14 protein-coding genes are annotated in these 14,219 nt (G+C 65.2%); 9 read left to right on the top strand and 5 right to left on the bottom strand.

Going from position 1 to position 14,219, the window contains the following annotated elements:
- Window positions 1-142: 142 nt before the first annotated feature.
- From AC1Q6Z_RS09030 to AC1Q6Z_RS09000, 7 genes are all read left to right on the top strand, one after another.
- Window positions 143-646: a hypothetical protein gene (locus AC1Q6Z_RS09030; RefSeq protein ID WP_492647528.1), complete on the top strand. Its 504-nt coding sequence runs from the start codon at window positions 143-145 to the stop codon at window positions 644-646.
- Between the two features lie 117 nt (window positions 647-763).
- A complete protein-coding gene (locus tag AC1Q6Z_RS09025) occupies window positions 764-1,261 on the top strand; it encodes an RNA polymerase sigma factor (RefSeq protein ID WP_492647527.1) in 498 nt (165 codons plus the stop codon).
- A gap of 83 nt (window positions 1,262-1,344) precedes the next feature.
- Window positions 1,345-2,295, top strand: coding sequence for a FecR family protein (locus AC1Q6Z_RS09020; protein ID WP_492647526.1), 951 nt, complete (start codon window positions 1,345-1,347; stop codon window positions 2,293-2,295).
- 102 nt (window positions 2,296-2,397) lie between these two features.
- Window positions 2,398-4,806: a TonB-dependent receptor gene (locus AC1Q6Z_RS09015; protein WP_492647525.1), complete on the top strand. Its 2,409-nt coding sequence runs from the start codon at window positions 2,398-2,400 to the stop codon at window positions 4,804-4,806.
- 2 nt (window positions 4,807-4,808) lie between these two features.
- Entirely contained in the window at window positions 4,809-5,690 is an 882-nt protein-coding gene (locus tag AC1Q6Z_RS09010; protein ID WP_492647524.1) for an ABC transporter substrate-binding protein, read from the top strand.
- 3 nt (window positions 5,691-5,693) lie between these two features.
- On the top strand, window positions 5,694-7,667 hold the full coding sequence (gene fhuB / locus AC1Q6Z_RS09005) for a Fe(3+)-hydroxamate ABC transporter permease FhuB (RefSeq protein ID WP_492647523.1): 1,974 nt from the start codon (window positions 5,694-5,696) through the stop codon (window positions 7,665-7,667).
- Window positions 7,664-8,356, top strand: coding sequence for a siderophore-interacting protein (locus AC1Q6Z_RS09000; RefSeq protein WP_492647522.1), 693 nt, complete (start codon window positions 7,664-7,666; stop codon window positions 8,354-8,356). The genes fhuB and AC1Q6Z_RS09000 overlap by 4 nt, the downstream gene beginning before the upstream one ends.
- Window positions 8,357-8,379: 23 nt before the next feature.
- Here the strand turns inward: AC1Q6Z_RS09000 and AC1Q6Z_RS08995 are convergent, their stop codons facing one another.
- From AC1Q6Z_RS08995 to AC1Q6Z_RS08975, 5 genes are all read right to left on the bottom strand, one after another.
- Window positions 8,380-8,919 (bottom strand): chromate transporter, encoded by a 540-nt coding sequence (locus AC1Q6Z_RS08995; protein WP_492647521.1) that lies wholly within the window; start codon window positions 8,917-8,919, stop codon window positions 8,380-8,382.
- Entirely contained in the window at window positions 8,912-9,514 is a 603-nt protein-coding gene (locus AC1Q6Z_RS08990; protein WP_492647520.1) for a chromate transporter, read from the bottom strand. Before AC1Q6Z_RS08990 ends, AC1Q6Z_RS08995 begins: the two co-directional genes overlap by 8 nt.
- On the bottom strand, window positions 9,514-10,521 hold the full coding sequence (locus AC1Q6Z_RS08985; RefSeq protein ID WP_492647519.1) for an aldo/keto reductase: 1,008 nt from the start codon (window positions 10,519-10,521) through the stop codon (window positions 9,514-9,516). Before AC1Q6Z_RS08985 ends, AC1Q6Z_RS08990 begins: the two co-directional genes overlap by 1 nt.
- Window positions 10,522-10,523: 2 nt before the next feature.
- Entirely contained in the window at window positions 10,524-10,763 is a 240-nt protein-coding gene (locus AC1Q6Z_RS08980) for a hypothetical protein (protein WP_256114785.1), read from the bottom strand.
- Window positions 10,764-10,852: 89 nt separating this feature from the next.
- On the bottom strand, window positions 10,853-12,205 hold the full coding sequence (locus AC1Q6Z_RS08975; RefSeq protein WP_435264739.1) for a Rieske 2Fe-2S domain-containing protein: 1,353 nt from the start codon (window positions 12,203-12,205) through the stop codon (window positions 10,853-10,855).
- Between the two features lie 215 nt (window positions 12,206-12,420).
- On the opposite strand from AC1Q6Z_RS08975, the gene AC1Q6Z_RS08970 reads away from it, so the two are divergent.
- Both AC1Q6Z_RS08970 and AC1Q6Z_RS08965 read left to right on the top strand, forming a co-directional pair.
- Window positions 12,421-13,173 carry an IclR family transcriptional regulator gene (locus AC1Q6Z_RS08970; RefSeq protein WP_492647518.1) on the top strand — a complete coding sequence of 251 codons (753 nt, stop codon included), beginning with the start codon at window positions 12,421-12,423 and terminating at the stop codon, window positions 13,171-13,173.
- A 65-nt stretch (window positions 13,174-13,238) separates the two neighbouring features.
- Window positions 13,239-14,192, top strand: coding sequence for a PDR/VanB family oxidoreductase (locus tag AC1Q6Z_RS08965; RefSeq protein WP_492647517.1), 954 nt, complete (start codon window positions 13,239-13,241; stop codon window positions 14,190-14,192).
- Window positions 14,193-14,219: the final 27 nt, after the last annotated feature.

Genomic DNA, 14,219 nt, shown 5'->3' with positions numbered 1-14,219 from the left:
CCTCGAATGTTTCACTTCGTCGAAAGGTTGTGATTGCACGGCATTGATCGGCGGCGGCTTCGGCACGGAAACCAGTGTCGCCCCCGGCTGCCACATGCTAGGGCAGGCCGCACTTTGAACGAGACAGCACGGGTGAGGCGCCATGACCGTCGCATTATACGCAGACTACATTGCAGAGTTGAAAGGCCTCTTTGCGGAGCTGGATCGATATCCTGAACGATTTCAGACCTATACCGCCCGTTTCGAGTTGGCCGCGGCAGGCAATCTCGTCGTCTACGAGACGCGACGGCGGAAGGGTCAGACGGACAGCCTCTACTACGGCCGCTCCGGCGCCACCGGTGCCAACCAGCAGATTTCCCAGGCCACGGCCTTTGCCGCGATCGACCGGTTTTTCGCCCTCGGCGAGTTCGTCGCCCTGACCGGTGAAGCGGGCGCTCGCGTGGAGGCGGATACGCAATATCCCCACTGCGCCGTCAATTTCTCCTATCGCAAGAAGGGCCAACCGGTCACGCGCTCGACGCTGATGGTGTTCGTCGCCTTCAACGACGAGGCGGATGCGTTGCAATATGTCTCGCAGGCCGGCGATCCCTCGGCTTTCGTAATCGAGCGGCCGTGGCGCGCGGAAAAATCCTACGAGTGGATGTGAAGGGCTGACTTTCCAACGGTTTTGCGCGCGATATGGTGGTTGAAAGATGATGTTGATCGTCTTAAACATGAGTATCGAACGCAAGTTAAGACGCTTGCCGCTGGGGGCCAGCCTTGAATGGCATGGGATATTCATAATCTTTTCAAGCGCCATGCGCAGGAATTGAAACGGTCGCTGCGCCGTCGGGGGCTGTCGGAGGACAACGCGGCCGACCTGACGCAGGATACGTTCCTGCGGGCGATGACGGCGTCCCCGCGGGGCGTCGATGACAATCCGCGGGCCTACCTGTTCCAGGTCTCGCGCAATCTGGCGACGGATTTCGAGCGACGGGCGCGCTCGGCCCCATTCCTTTCGATCGGGGAGGACATCGCCGAAGCGGTGGCCGACCCGCGGCCCTCTGCCGAAAAGGCGCTCTACGACAAGCAGCGGCTGCTGGCCTCGGCAAGGGCGCTTGCCGAACTTCCCGAGCGCACGCGAAAGGCCTTCGAGCTGCACAGGCTCGATGGGCTGTCGATTGCCGAAATCGGCCCGCTGGTCGGCCTTTCCACCACGCAGACCTGGTCTTTGATCCGCGATGCCTACCGGCATGTGCGCGACCGGCTCAAGGAAATCTGAACGCTTTCAGCGAAATTGACAGCGGTTGCTGCGTTACACCATTCAGGGTAGCGCTACCGCGACGCCATATCCATGGGATCACCATGACCGGACCAGCGACAGACAGGGACAGGTTGTTCGACGAAGCCGTCGATCACATGATCCGGCTGCAGAACGAACCGAACAACCCCGTGGCCATCGAGCTGGCGCAGGGCTGGCGGCTGCGCAGCCCCGAGCATGAACTGGCCTGGCAGGAGGCCGGCGAGATCTTCGGCATGACCGGCAAGGTGCTCGATGGCCAGCGCAAGGCGGAGCAGGGACCGGCACGTCTGTCGCGCCGGAAACTCATCGTCGGCGGGCTTGTCGTCGCAACGGCGGCAGCGACCGCCGGACCTGAACTCATCGTCCAGGCGAAGGCCGACTACCTGACGAGCACGGCGGAAATCCGCCGCGTCGTGCTTTCGGATGGCAGTGCGGTGACGCTCGGCCCGGAAAGCGCCATCGCCTTCCATGCCACCGAAAGGGTGCGTCGTGCGGACCTCCTGCGCGGCATGGGCTATTTCGAGATCGCCGAGGATGCGGCGCGGTCCTTCGAGGTCGGATCGGGGCCTGTGCTTTCTACCGGCGCAGGGCCGTCCTTCGACATCAGCATCGACGACGATTTTGTCAATGTCGGCGTGGACCAGGGCCGTATGGACGTGCGCTTCGCGGGCGTCGAGAATGGCGAGGTCGTCGCGCTTCTCGATGGCGAATGGGCAAGGCTCGGCGGCGAGGGCCGCGCGATCGTCCGGGGCGCGCGCGACAAGGCGCAGATCGCCGCCTGGCGCCAGGGCCTGATGTTTGCCGACAACGAACCGATCGGCGCCGTCGTCGCCAAGATCGCCCGCTGGCAGCCGGGGCGCACCATCCTCGCCAATCCGGCGCTCGGCCGGGCGAGCATCAGCGGCGCCTTCGACCTCAGCAATCCGATCGCCGCACTGCGCGCCGTCGTGCATCCCTATGGCGGCAAGGTCCGCCAGATTTCCCCCTATCTGACGATCATTTCCTCGGTCTGAAGAATTTTCGAAAAATCACCGAAAACCCGCGCACCAACTTCGTTTCAACGATGAGGCCGGGTTTTGACGCGGCGTGGTTGGACATATGCCTGGGGTAGACGCATGAGACGGGACGTTCGCAAGAGCATTGGAAATTCAACGGGGAAGGGCCTTCTGGCAACGCTTCTGGCGGGTGCGTGCCTCTCGGCCGCCTTCGCCCCGGGGCTTCGCGCCGAGGACGATGCCGTGAAATCCTACTCGGTGGAGGCAGGCCCGCTCAGCAGCGCCCTTGCGGCGTTCAGCCGGCAGGCGGGCGTGCAGGTGACCTATATTCCCTCGGTCGCCGCCCGCAAGCGCACGCAGGGCGCCTCCGGCGCGATGACCCGCAAAGTCGCCCTGGACAAGATCCTCCAAGGCTCGGGACTGGTCTATGCCTATCCCTACGGCTCGACGATCGCGATCTCCGATCCGCAGATGGACACGACCGAGGTCGGTGCCGTGACGAACACGGCAACGACGCTGGAGCGCGTCGTCGTCGATGGCGACGCGACCACGATCCTGCAGAACGACGGCCTGGCGTCCGCCGGCTACAAGGCCGAGATGATCTCCGGCCTCGGCCTGCTCGACGGGCTTTCCCTGAAGGACACGCCCTTTGCCGTCAGCGTCATGCCGCGCGAGCTTTTGCAGAACATCCAGGCGCAGTCGCCGGACGATGTCTTCCGGCTCAACCCCTCGACGCGCACCTCCACGCCGCAGATCAGCGGCTGGTCGCCCATGGTCAATATCCGCGGCTTCACGACCTATGATTCCGCCCAGGACGGGTTGCGGCGCTCCTACAGCCACGCGACCTCGCTGGAGGACGTGGAGCGCATCGAGATCCTCAACGGGCTGTCCGGCTTTCTCTACGGCGCCTCCGCGCCGGGCGGCATGATCAACTATGTCAGCAAGCGGCCGACGGACGAGCGCTACAACAGCATCACGCTCGGCAGCTACGGCGGCGAGCAGGGTTACGTGCACGGCGATTTCGGCGGCCCGATCGATGCGGAGGGGCTGTTCGGCTACCGCATCAACGTCGTCAAGCAGGCGGGCGATACCGCCATCGACGACCAAAACATCAATCGCGGCCTGATCAGCGGCGCCTTCGACTGGCAGGTGACGGACCAGCTCAAGCTGGAGCTGAACGCCTCCTACGGCAGGTACAAGACCGAAAACCCATCGACCTACTGGTATTTCGCCATTCCCCACGACGTGGTTCCCGATCCGGAGAAGAACTGGGGGCAGAAATGGATTCGCGACGAGTTCGAGAAGAAGAAGGTCCAGCTCAAGGCGACCTATGAGGTCAACGACGCGATCACCATCCGCGGCGCCTATTCGAAGGAATTCGTCGATCGTCCCGTGCAGGACCACATCATGAACTCGGTGGAGGTGCCGGGCGAATATACCCAGATCGGCATCCATTCCGGCCGCACGAAAAACGAGTTCGACGCCGCGCAGCTCTTCGGCGACTTCGTCTTCGATACCGGATCGATCAGCCACAAGGTGACGGTTGGCTACCAGATGTTTTCCGACAGGTCCTGGAGCACGTCGTACAATCCCAATACGGGCTGGATCGGCCCGTTTCCGCTGACGACGCCGACCCACCTGCCGCGGCCGCTCTTCCCCAGGGACGACACCGATTTCTATTATGCCGGTCGCGTGAAGAACGAGAGCTTCGTGCTGGGCGACCAGATCGACTTCAACGAGCGCTGGAGCGCGCTGGTGGGCGCCAGCTACAGCAAGATCTACGCCTCCGGCTATGACAGCGAGGGCGGCCTTTCCTCGCCCGTCTATGACGAGGGACGCCTGTCGCCCTCCGTGTCGCTGATCTTCAAGGCCACGCCCTCCATCTCGATCTATGGCAGCTATATCGAGGGCCTGGAACAGGGCGGTGTGGCGCCGGACGGCACGACGAATTCCGGCGCGATCATGGCGCCTATGGTGAGCACGCAGAAGGAGTTGGGCATCAAGGCGGAGGTCGGCGACGTGCTGCTGACGGCGGCGCTGTTCGACATCGAGAAGGCCTATGAGTTCACCAATGGCGACAATGTCTACACGCAGGACGGTCGCCAGAACCATCGCGGCATCGAGTTCACCGCGACCGGCAATGTCACGGACAACCTGACGGTACTCGGCGGCCTCACGCTGCTGGACACCGAGGTGAAGGGCGGCGAGTTCGCAGGCAACGACCCGACGAATGTCGCCGCGGTTCTTGCCAAGGTCTATGCGGAATACGAATTGCCCTCGGTCGAAGGGTTCTTCCTGACGGCCGGCGTGCAGCATACCGGCAAACAATGGGCGGATGACGCCAATACCGACCGCCTGCCGTCGTTCACGACCTTCGATCTCGGCCTTCGCTACACGACCACGCAGTTCGGCGATCCGCTGACCGTGCGCCTTGCCGTGACCAATGTGGCGAACAAGGGCTATTGGCAGACCAGCAACTATCTCGGTGCGCCGCGCACGGTGGCCTTCTCCATTCAGAAGCAGTTCTGATCGTGGCACCGGGATCGGCGCTGTCGCGCCGGGCGCTGCTCGGCGCGTTCGCTTTCGCTGGGCTCGGTGCGCCCGCGCGGGCGGCCGGGCCGGAGCGGATCGTGGCGCTCGATTGGCCGAGCGCGCTGAACCTCCTGGCACTCGGCGTGGCCCCTCTGGCCCTGCCGGAGCGGGCGCTTTATGCGGCCCTGGTCGTCGATCCGGCCCTGCCGCCGGCAACGCTTGACCTCGGCCTGCGCTCCGAGCCGAACCTGGAGCTCGTGCTGCAACTCGCGCCCGATCTCGTGCTGATGGGCGACGACCTGACGAGCCTGCGCGAGCGCATCGAGGCGGCAGCACCCGTCGTGATGTTTTCCGCCGATGGTTTCGACGGGACCGATCCGGTGGTGAAGGGCGACGGCGCCTTGCAGGGGCTGGCGCAACGTCTCGGGCGCGTTGACGCATACCGCCTGTTTCGGCAGGGCTTCGATCGGGAACTGGAGGAGGCGCGAAAACGCCTGCGGCATTATGACGGCCGGCCCGTCTTCGTCGCCACCGTCATCGACGGCCGCCGCCTGCTGCTCTTTGGCAGGAACGGTCTGTTCCAGAGCGTCCTCGACCGGTTCGGCATCGTCAATGCCTGGACAGGTTTCACCTCGGCCTACGGGCACACGACCGTGACGGCCGACCGCCTGGCGCAGCAGAAGGATGCCCGCCTGCTTTGCGTCGGCGATTCAAGCACGCTTGCCCTGGAAAAACTGCTGGCATCCCCGGTCGTCGCAAGCCTGCCGTTCATCCGGAGTGGCCGCGTCGCGCGCATCCCCGATGTGCTCTTCTACGGCGGGCTGCCCTCCGCAATCCGTTTTGCACGCCTTGCCTCCATGGCGCTCGCTGCGGAAGGCTGACGCATGGGCGTGACGCGAAATCCCATGCTCCCGGTCATGCTGTGCGGTCTTTCGCTGTTCGGCCTCGTCATGATCGGCGGCAATATCCTGTCCGTATTGCCCGGCAACGTGTCGATCTGGGCGGTGGTGTCGCCGCAGGCCGACGCGACCGAGGAAATCCTGCTGCACTATACGCTGCTGCCGCGCATCGTGGTGGCGCTGATGGCGGGTGCTGCGCTCGGCGTAGCCGGCTCGATCCTGCAAAGGGTGCTGCGCAATCCGCTCGCCGAGCCCGCGACGCTCGGCGTCTCTGCGGGGTCCTATCTCACCCTGACGATCGCAACCCTGTGGTTCCCGCTCGCCGCCAGCAACGCCGCGGAATGGGTGGCGCTTGCCGGTGCAGCACTCGCGCTCGCGGCCATCCTGGGGCTTTCCTGGCGAAAGGGCCTGTCGCCCGCAACCGTCACGCTTTCGGGCATGATCGTCAGCCTGTACTGCGGCGCCGCAAGTGCCGTGCTCATGCTGTTCAACCACGATTTCCTGACGGGCATCTATCTCTGGGGCGCCGGTTATCTCGACCAGCAGGATTGGTCCGGCGTGCTGTTCCTCGCGCCGCGTCTTCTCGTGGCAATCGCGGTGGCCGCGCTGATCCAGCGGCCGCTTGCGCTGCTCGCCCTCGACGACAGCAATGCCAGAAGCCTCGGCCTGAACATCGAGGCCTTCCGTCTCCTCTCGCTGCTCGTCGCCGCGGTGATCATCGCGGTCGTCACGGCCGCTGTCGGCGTCATCAGCTTCATCGGCCTTGCCGTGCCGGCGCTGGCGCGCGCAAGCGGAGCCCGCAGCCCCGGCCGCGAGATGGTCTGGTCGGCCGTCTTCGGCGCGCTGGTGCTGACCGCCACCGACCAATGCGTCCAGGCCCTGCCGGTGACCTACCGTATCTTCCCGACCGGCGCCGTCACCGCCCTGATGGGCGCGCCGCTGCTGCTCGTGCTGGTGCGCCGGCTGAAATCGCTCTCCCCGCCCGCGATGACCGGGATGACGGGAGCCCGACGGCTGATGCGGCCCTGGACCGTCATCGCCGTGGCCGCCGTCGCGCTCGGCGTCGCCCTTTTCCTCTCCGTCTTCGCCGGCCGCGGCCCCTCCGGCTGGCATGTCATGGCGGCGCCCGAGGGCCTGTATTCGATGCGCACGATCCGCTCCGTCGCGGCCATCGCCGGCGGCGCCATGCTCGCCCTTGCCGGCGCGATCCTGCAACGCATGACCGGCAACCCGCTCGGCTCGCCGGAGGTGCTGGGCGTCTCCTCCGGCGCCATGCTCGGCGTCATCGCCGCGACGCTGTCGGCAACGTCCGCATCGCGCGAATTGCAGATCTCGGCGGGTGCCGTCGGCGCCGGCATCACGCTCGCCTTCATCATGGCGCTTGCCCGTAAGGGCGACTTCCAGGGCGATCGCCTGCTGCTGATCGGCGTGACGCTGAGCTCGATTTCGGGCTTTGTCATGGCCGTGCTGATGGCCGCGCAGGACCCGCGGCTCGAACAGCTCCTTGCCTGGATGTCGGGCTCGACCTATGCGGTGCGCAAGCAGGAAGCGATCGCCGCGGTCGCCATCCTGGGCGCGGGACTGGCTGTCGGAGCGCTCCTACGGCGATGGCTGGAGATTCTGCCGCTCGGCGAAACCGTGGCACTCTCCCAGGGCGTGTCGCTCCGCAGCGCGACCGCCATTCTTCTGCTCCTCTCGGCAGTCCTGACCGCGGCGGCGACCATCCTGGTCGGACCGCTCAGCTTCGCCGGGCTGATGGGGCCGCATCTCGCCCGCCTGGCCGGGTTCCAGAGGCCGGCCGCCCATCTGCTCGCCTCGGCACTGGTCGGCGGCGCCATCCTGCTTGGCGCCGAATGGCTCGGCCGCAACATCATCTTCCCCTACCAGATCCCGGCCGGCCTGCTGGCGACCGTGGTCGGAGGCCCCTTCCTGCTGCTTCTGATCGGGAGACGCCTATGACGGAACGAAAGCCGCGCGGGTTCCGCCTCGTCACGGTCCAGGCATCCCGCCGCCTGACACCCTCCATGCAGCGCCTTCGCTTCATCGGCCGCGACCTGCACCATTTTGCGACGAAGGAAAACCTGCACGTCCGCCTGCACCTGCCGGCCTCGACGGATCCCGATCCCGAAATCCAGACGCGCTATTACACCATCCGCAGCATCGACGCCGATGCCGGCTGGCTCGACATCGATTTCGTGCTCCATGACGACGGCCCCGGTTCCAACTTTGCACGCCGGGCAGAACCCGGCACGGCCTGCGGCGTCTCCGGCCCCTGCGGTCTGGGCATCAAGCCGGCTCGCCACTACTTGCTTGCCGGAGACGAAACCGCCCTGCCGGCCATCGCCCGCATTGCCGAAATCATGCCGAGGCACGCCCGCGGCCGCATCCTCCTCGAAATCCAAACCCCCGAGGACAGGATCACCCTCGATACTCCACAGGATGTCGAAGTGCATTGGTTCTACCGCCATGCAGCGCCACAAGCCGCGGACTTCCTGCAAAAGCTCTCCTCCGAAGTCGCCGTATTCAAAACCTTGCCGGACCGCTTCATCTGGATCGCCGGAGAACACACCGCCGTCATGCCCTTCCGCCCAATGCTCCGAGGCATCCCCTCCCTCTGCGTCCCCTATTGGCGCCGAGGCGGTGATTGAGGGCGCGGTCGCGACGGAGCGTTCTAGGGCATCGCCGTGTGGTAAAGCACGGCGAGCCCTGCGCCGCAGAGCAGGTACAGCGGAACCGGCACGCGGGGGGCCACGACGACGACGATGGCGGAGAGGGCGGCGAGGAGGAGGGTCAGGGGGCCGCCGTCGGAGAGTTGCAGGATGGCGATGACGGAGCTGATGACGAGGCCGGTGCCGACGGGGGCGAGGCCCTGGCGGACGGCGCGGTGCCAGGCTTTTTCGCGGTGGGCGTTCGACAGGCGGAAGACGCCGTAGCAGAGCAGCGAGGAGGGCAGGAAGAAGGCGAGCGTCGCTACCACGGCGCCGAGCCAGCCGGATATCTGCCAGCCGATCAAAGTCGCGATCATGGTGCCGGGGCCGGGCGAGGCGCGGGAAATGGCGAAGAGTTGGACGAAATCCTGCGCGGTCAGCCAGCCGCGCACCGCGACGATCTCGTGCTGGATGCCCGACAGCACGCTGATGCCGCCGCCGATCGAAATCAGCGAGAAGGGCACGAAGACGGCCAGCAATCCGACGAGGTGATCGTCACGCATCCTTGTTCCCCCGCCGCCAGGCAATCGCGATGCTGATCGGCGCGACGAAGAGCGTGACGAGCAGGAGGTGAAGCTTGAGCACGCCGACGCCGATGACGACGGCCGCGATGATGCCGAGCATGGCCGGACTGCCGCTTTCCCGCCGCACGCCGCGCCAGCACAGATTGATCAGGAATCCGATCGCGGTCGCGGCAGCACCGCCGAGCGCGATATCGAGCCACTGGGTCTGAGGAATGCTGCCGATCAGCGACGCCATGGCGATGACCGCGAAGAACGGGCCGACCAGCAGGCCGAAAACCGCGGTCGCCGCACCCAGCGGGCCGCGCAATTGTTCGCCGAGGCAGACGACGAGATTGGCGACATTGCCGCCTGGGAGCATCTGCCCCATGGCGAAACTGCTGGCGAAATCCTCGTCGCTTATCCAGCGGCGGCGCACGACGAAATCCTGGTAGACCCAGCCGGAAAGCCCGCCGCCGAAACTCAGCAGGCCGAGCTTGAGGCAGGCCAGGAACAGGGTCGACAGACTGACGCTGGGATTGTCATCCGTGCGCACGGAGGCGGAATCACTTGAGCGAGCAGGAAGGACTTCAGCCATTAGGCCGCCGACCAGATTTTTTCAATGGACTCGAACTGGACAACATCGAGTGGTCCGGCCGATGCGGCGGCGACGGCCGCATCGATCTGTTCGGCATCGGAAAACCCGCCGATGAGCGTGCTGACGCCCGGATCGCTCAGGATGAAGCGATAGGCGAGTTCGGCGAGGCTGGTGCCGCTCTTTTGGGCGACGCCCTGGAACCGGCGCGCGCGGGCGAGGTCGCCCTTCGCCTCCAGTTGGGCGTGATCCTTCTGCCGGGCGAGCGGATGGGTCTGCTGGCCGGAGAGCAGCGTATCCGTCAGCAGGCCGCCGGCAAGCGGGCTGAAGACGGCGATGCCGGCGCCGGCGGCGGCGGCCGCGCCGACGACGTTGCCGTAGTCGTTGCCCGTCATGCCCGCGGTCTTGAAGCGGCCAGCCGTCGGATTGAGCAGCGTGTAGGGCGTATTTACGAGATGGAAGAGGCCGGTCTGGAGGAGTGTGTCCACCTCGGCTGCATCATTGCCGCGGCAGATGAAGCCGGAGTGGCGCGCCTTTCCGCCCTCCAGAAGGCGGCGCACGCCATCCAGCACGCCGCCGGGCCGCAGGAAATCCTCAAGCCAGAGCGTGGCGTAGTAGAGGCCTTCCAACAGGGGCGGTGCGGCCACCGGGCCGTTGTGAATCTGCACGATATCGACGCTGTCGACCTGCAGGCGGCGAAGGCTCTCCTCCACCGAGCGCACGATATGGTCCGCGATGTCGTCGAGGTTTTCGGCGCGGATTTCCACCTTGGTGTTGATGACCGGCGAAGCCCCGAGTTCCTTCAGCGCCCGTCCGAGATTGGTCTCCGCCAGGCCGTCGCCATAGTCGGGTGCATTGTCGAAATAGGTGATGCCGCTTTCCAGCGCGTGGGCGATGATGCGCCGCTGTTCGGCGGCGTCGCCCCTGATCATCAGTCCGGCATTGCCGCCGCAGCCGAAACCGACTTCGGAGACCTTGAGGTCGGTGGAACCGACACGGCGTATCTTCATGATCAGTCCAGTGCCTCGTCCGGGTCGTTGAGGTCGATGACGCTGGCCGAAGAGAGGCTGCCATTGCCGTCGATCTCGCAATAGACGAGCCGGTTGTTGGACACGTCGATCCTGGCGATCACGGCGTCGCCGTCCTTCGGATGTTCGGGGATCGTGGTGATTTCCCTGACCGTCATGGTCGGCACCTGGTCGATGACGACCTTCAGGACGGCATCGATGATCTCGCGTGTGTTGCTAGACATGGTGAAGCTCCGCGGCCCGAAGGACCGGCATTGAGGGTCGAAAGTCCATGCCGCGCGCGTGGGGCGCGGCATGGATCGACGGTTTCGGGTCAGGCGTGCGCGGGATCGCGCTGCTGCCCGGCGGCGCGCCTGATCTCGAAATCCTCGATGGCCCGGTGCAGGTCCTTGACCGTCTCGATGAGCGGGCCGTAGCGGTCCGCGTCGTCGTTGGCGAAACCCTTGTGGTAGTATTTACGGAAGCCGTGTTTGTTGAGCGATTCCGGCTTGTCGTAGTCGGGCGCCGAACCGAGCGGGTGAATGATGTCCGGGCTCTTCTGGAAGTAGTTCATCGGCTCCAGGCCCTGCTCGACACGCTTGATCTGCTCGTCGAGCTGCCGGCGCAGCACGACGATCGGAATGTCGGTCCGGCCGAGCAGTTCCGTCGTGCGGTCGGCGATCGGCCCCTGGGCGACCCAGACGATGGCGTCCTGTGCCAGCACATAGTCGAGGATCGGCCGGCCGGTATCGTCATGCGTCGGGGGAATGTAGTAGGGCACGACATCCTGCTCGGGCGCCTCGACGCCGGGAGGGGCCGCGTAACACTGGTAGCAGATGTGGTAGGTGTGCGTGTCGTCGATCGGCACTCGGATCTGGTATTCGCTGCGCGGCGCACCCGTCTTGCCGGTCTGGGTGTAGAACGGGAAGATGACGGTCGAGTGTTCGACGTCCTTGTCGGCATCGGCGCCGAGATCCTTGGAGTAGCGGATGCCCTTGCGGAAACCGTGCTCGGTCTGGCTGGCGTAGATTTCCTTGATGCCGACGCCGACGCGCTTGCGCTGGTGCAGTGTATGGAGGTTGTCGGAGCTGCGCTCGTCGAGCTTGCCATTGCGGCTCAGCTCATATTCGAACAGGTGGCCGTGCGCCCAGGCGCTGTGGGTCGGGTCGCCCGTGTTTTCCTGGCATTGCAGCCAGTTGCAGTCGATGACGGTGAGGCCGATCTGGCGGATCGAGTTCGGCCAGACGAAAAGGTCCCAGCGCGGCAGGTCGGGTGCGGGCAGCGGGCCCATATAGGCGAAGACGAGGCCGCCCATTTCCTGCACCGGATAGCCCTTCAGCTTCTGCTTGATCTCGGCCTGCGGGGCACCTTCCATCGGGCGCTCGACGCATTTGCCGGTCTCGTCGAACAGCCAGCCGTGATAGGGACAGCGCAGGCCGCATTTGTCCGGAATGCCGAATTGCAGGTCGACGTTGCGGTGCAGGCAGCGGTCGCCGATGAGGCCGAGGCCGCCGCTGGTATCCTTGTAGAGGACGAGGTCCTCGCCGAGGATGCGCACCTTGCGCACGGGATTTTCCAGAAGCTGCGCATAAGGCGCAATCGGTATCCAGTAGCGGCGCATGAGTTCGCCGCAGGGCGTACCCGGTCCCACCTGTGTCAGGCGATCGTTCTGTTCCTTGCTGAGCATTTTCTTCTCCCAAAATCACGGAGCACCGGAAGGAAAGAATCCGGAGCCGGATACCCAAGGCAGCACGACGCTCCCCGCGTGGAATGCCACGCCCCGCGCATGCTATGCCGTTGCTGAAACCAAGGCGTCGTGCCTTGCCGGGATAGATGTACCAGAGGAAATCGTTCTGTCAAGCAGACCATGTTTCGCTAGACAGAATTATTGAGGAATGCTAAATGACAAAAATGGACGCAGGCAATGACGAGATCAATGCAGGCAGGGATCGGGTTGAAGCGGTGGAACGCGCGATAACTTTGCTGCAATGCTTTTCCGAGCCGGGGGAGACCCTGACGCTTTCGGGGCTTGCGCAGCGGTCGGGCCTCTACAAGAGCACGATCCTGCGGCTTGCCGGATCGCTGCTGCATACAGGCTTCCTCGATCGCGGCGCGGACGGGCGCTACCAGCTTGGGCCGGAGCTGCGCCGGCTCGGCGATCTCAGCCGCTCGCAGTTCACGCTGGAGGATGTCGTGCGCCCGGTGCTGCGGCACCTGACGTCGGTGACGCAGGAGACCGCGTCCTTCTATGTGCCGGACGGCAGCGAACGCGTCTGCCTCTACCGGGAGAATTCGCCGCGCAGCGCCCGTCACCATCTGGAGGAGGGCACGCGCCATCCGCTGACCTCGGGCGCCGCCGGCGTTCTGCTGTCGCACTACGGCGATGCGTCCGACCATCCGAGCGCTGCCGAGCTGCGCACGACGGGGTCGATCGTCTCAAAGGGGGGCCGTGACGAGGACCTCGCGGCCGTCGCCGTGCCGATCACCAATATGGCCGGCGAACTGGTGGGCTCGCTTTCGGTTTCAGGGCTCATCGGCCGGTTCACGGACGAGCGGATCAACATGGCGCGCGCACTTTTGATGGATGCGGCCGACGGGCTGAGGCCCCGCCTGCCGCGGCTGGAGCAGATCAATCTGCGCCGCAGCAACGAATAGCGGTTCTAGAACAGTGTCCGGCAGGAGGATTTCCATCCTTGCCGGGCACGGACAGGGAGAGAGAGTTGGAAATAACCGTCACCAAAACCATCGAGATGCGCCTTGTCGCGGTGCGCTACCTGGCGCATGAAACGAGCCTCTTCGAGTTCGAAAGCGTCGATGGCGGCAATGTGCCGCCGGCCGGTGCCGGCGCTCATATCTCGCTGCATCTGCCGAACGACATGGTCCGGCTCTACTCTCTCGTCCATCCGGTCGAAAACGGCAATCGCTACACGATCGGCGTCAAGCGCGATCCGGGCGGGCGCGGCGGATCGGTCTGTCTGCACGACATGGTCCGTGTCGGTTCGGTGCTGAAGATCGGCGCCCCGCGCAACAATTTCGAGCTCAACGAGGCGGTCGAGCACAGCGTGCTGATCGCGGGCGGCATCGGGATTACGCCGATCTGGTCGATGGCCCAGCGCCTCACCGAACTCGGCCGCAGTTTCGAGGTGCATTATGCCTGTCGCGACCGGCGCGACGTCGCCTTCTCGGACGTGATCTCCACGCTTCCCAAGGCCAGCATCCATGTCGATTCGGAAGCGGAAGGTTTCCTCGATATCGGCACCATCGTCGAGCGCGCGCCAGCGGGTTCGCACTTCTATTGCTGCGGGCCGGGGCCGATGCTCGATACGTTCGAGGCGCGCACAAGCGCACTTGCCCCCGAACAGGTCCATCTCGAACGTTTCGCACCGGCCAAGGCACCGGCACTCGACGGCGACTTCGTCATCGAACTTGCCGACAGCGGCCAGGAATTCGCGGTGCCGAAAGGCCAGTCCATTCTCACCGTGCTGCGCGATGCCGGTTTCAGCCTCGATTTCTCCTGCGAGATGGGCATCTGCGGCGCCTGTCAGGTGCGCGTGCTGGACGGCGTTCCCGACCACCAGGACATGGTCCTGAGCGACGAGGAGAAGGAGCGCGGCGATACGATGATGATCTGCTGCTCCGGCTCGAAGAGCCCGCGCCTGACGCTCGCGCTCTGAACCCGCCTCCGGCGGTTCACCCCATTT

This window comes from Shinella sp. GW835-FHT14H05 (assembly GCF_058793575.1).
The sequence above is the reverse complement of the archived record's forward strand: the minus strand, read 5'-3'. Positions and strand labels throughout refer to the sequence as shown.

Bases quoted from the DNA above. Each gene is read 5' to 3' on its own strand.
- AC1Q6Z_RS09030 (WP_492647528.1), top strand. From the start codon at position 143: ATGACCGTCGCATTATACGCAGACTACATTGCAGAGTTGAAAGGCCTC.
- AC1Q6Z_RS09025 (WP_492647527.1), top strand. From the start codon at position 764: ATGGCATGGGATATTCATAATCTTTTCAAGCGCCATGCGCAGGAATTG.
- AC1Q6Z_RS09020 (WP_492647526.1), top strand. From the start codon at position 1,345: ATGACCGGACCAGCGACAGACAGGGACAGGTTGTTCGACGAAGCCGTC.
- AC1Q6Z_RS09015 (WP_492647525.1), top strand. From the start codon at position 2,398: ATGAGACGGGACGTTCGCAAGAGCATTGGAAATTCAACGGGGAAGGGC.
- fhuB (WP_492647523.1), top strand. From the start codon at position 5,694: ATGGGCGTGACGCGAAATCCCATGCTCCCGGTCATGCTGTGCGGTCTT.
- AC1Q6Z_RS09000 (WP_492647522.1), top strand. From the start codon at position 7,664: ATGACGGAACGAAAGCCGCGCGGGTTCCGCCTCGTCACGGTCCAGGCA.
- AC1Q6Z_RS08995 (WP_492647521.1), bottom strand. From the start codon at position 8,919: ATGCGTGACGATCACCTCGTCGGATTGCTGGCCGTCTTCGTGCCCTTC.
- AC1Q6Z_RS08990 (WP_492647520.1), bottom strand. From the start codon at position 9,514: ATGGCTGAAGTCCTTCCTGCTCGCTCAAGTGATTCCGCCTCCGTGCGC.
- AC1Q6Z_RS08985 (WP_492647519.1), bottom strand. From the start codon at position 10,521: ATGAAGATACGCCGTGTCGGTTCCACCGACCTCAAGGTCTCCGAAGTC.
- AC1Q6Z_RS08980 (WP_256114785.1), bottom strand. From the start codon at position 10,763: ATGTCTAGCAACACACGCGAGATCATCGATGCCGTCCTGAAGGTCGTC.
- AC1Q6Z_RS08975 (WP_435264739.1), bottom strand. From the start codon at position 12,205: ATGCTCAGCAAGGAACAGAACGATCGCCTGACACAGGTGGGACCGGGT.
- AC1Q6Z_RS08970 (WP_492647518.1), top strand. From the start codon at position 12,421: ATGACAAAAATGGACGCAGGCAATGACGAGATCAATGCAGGCAGGGAT.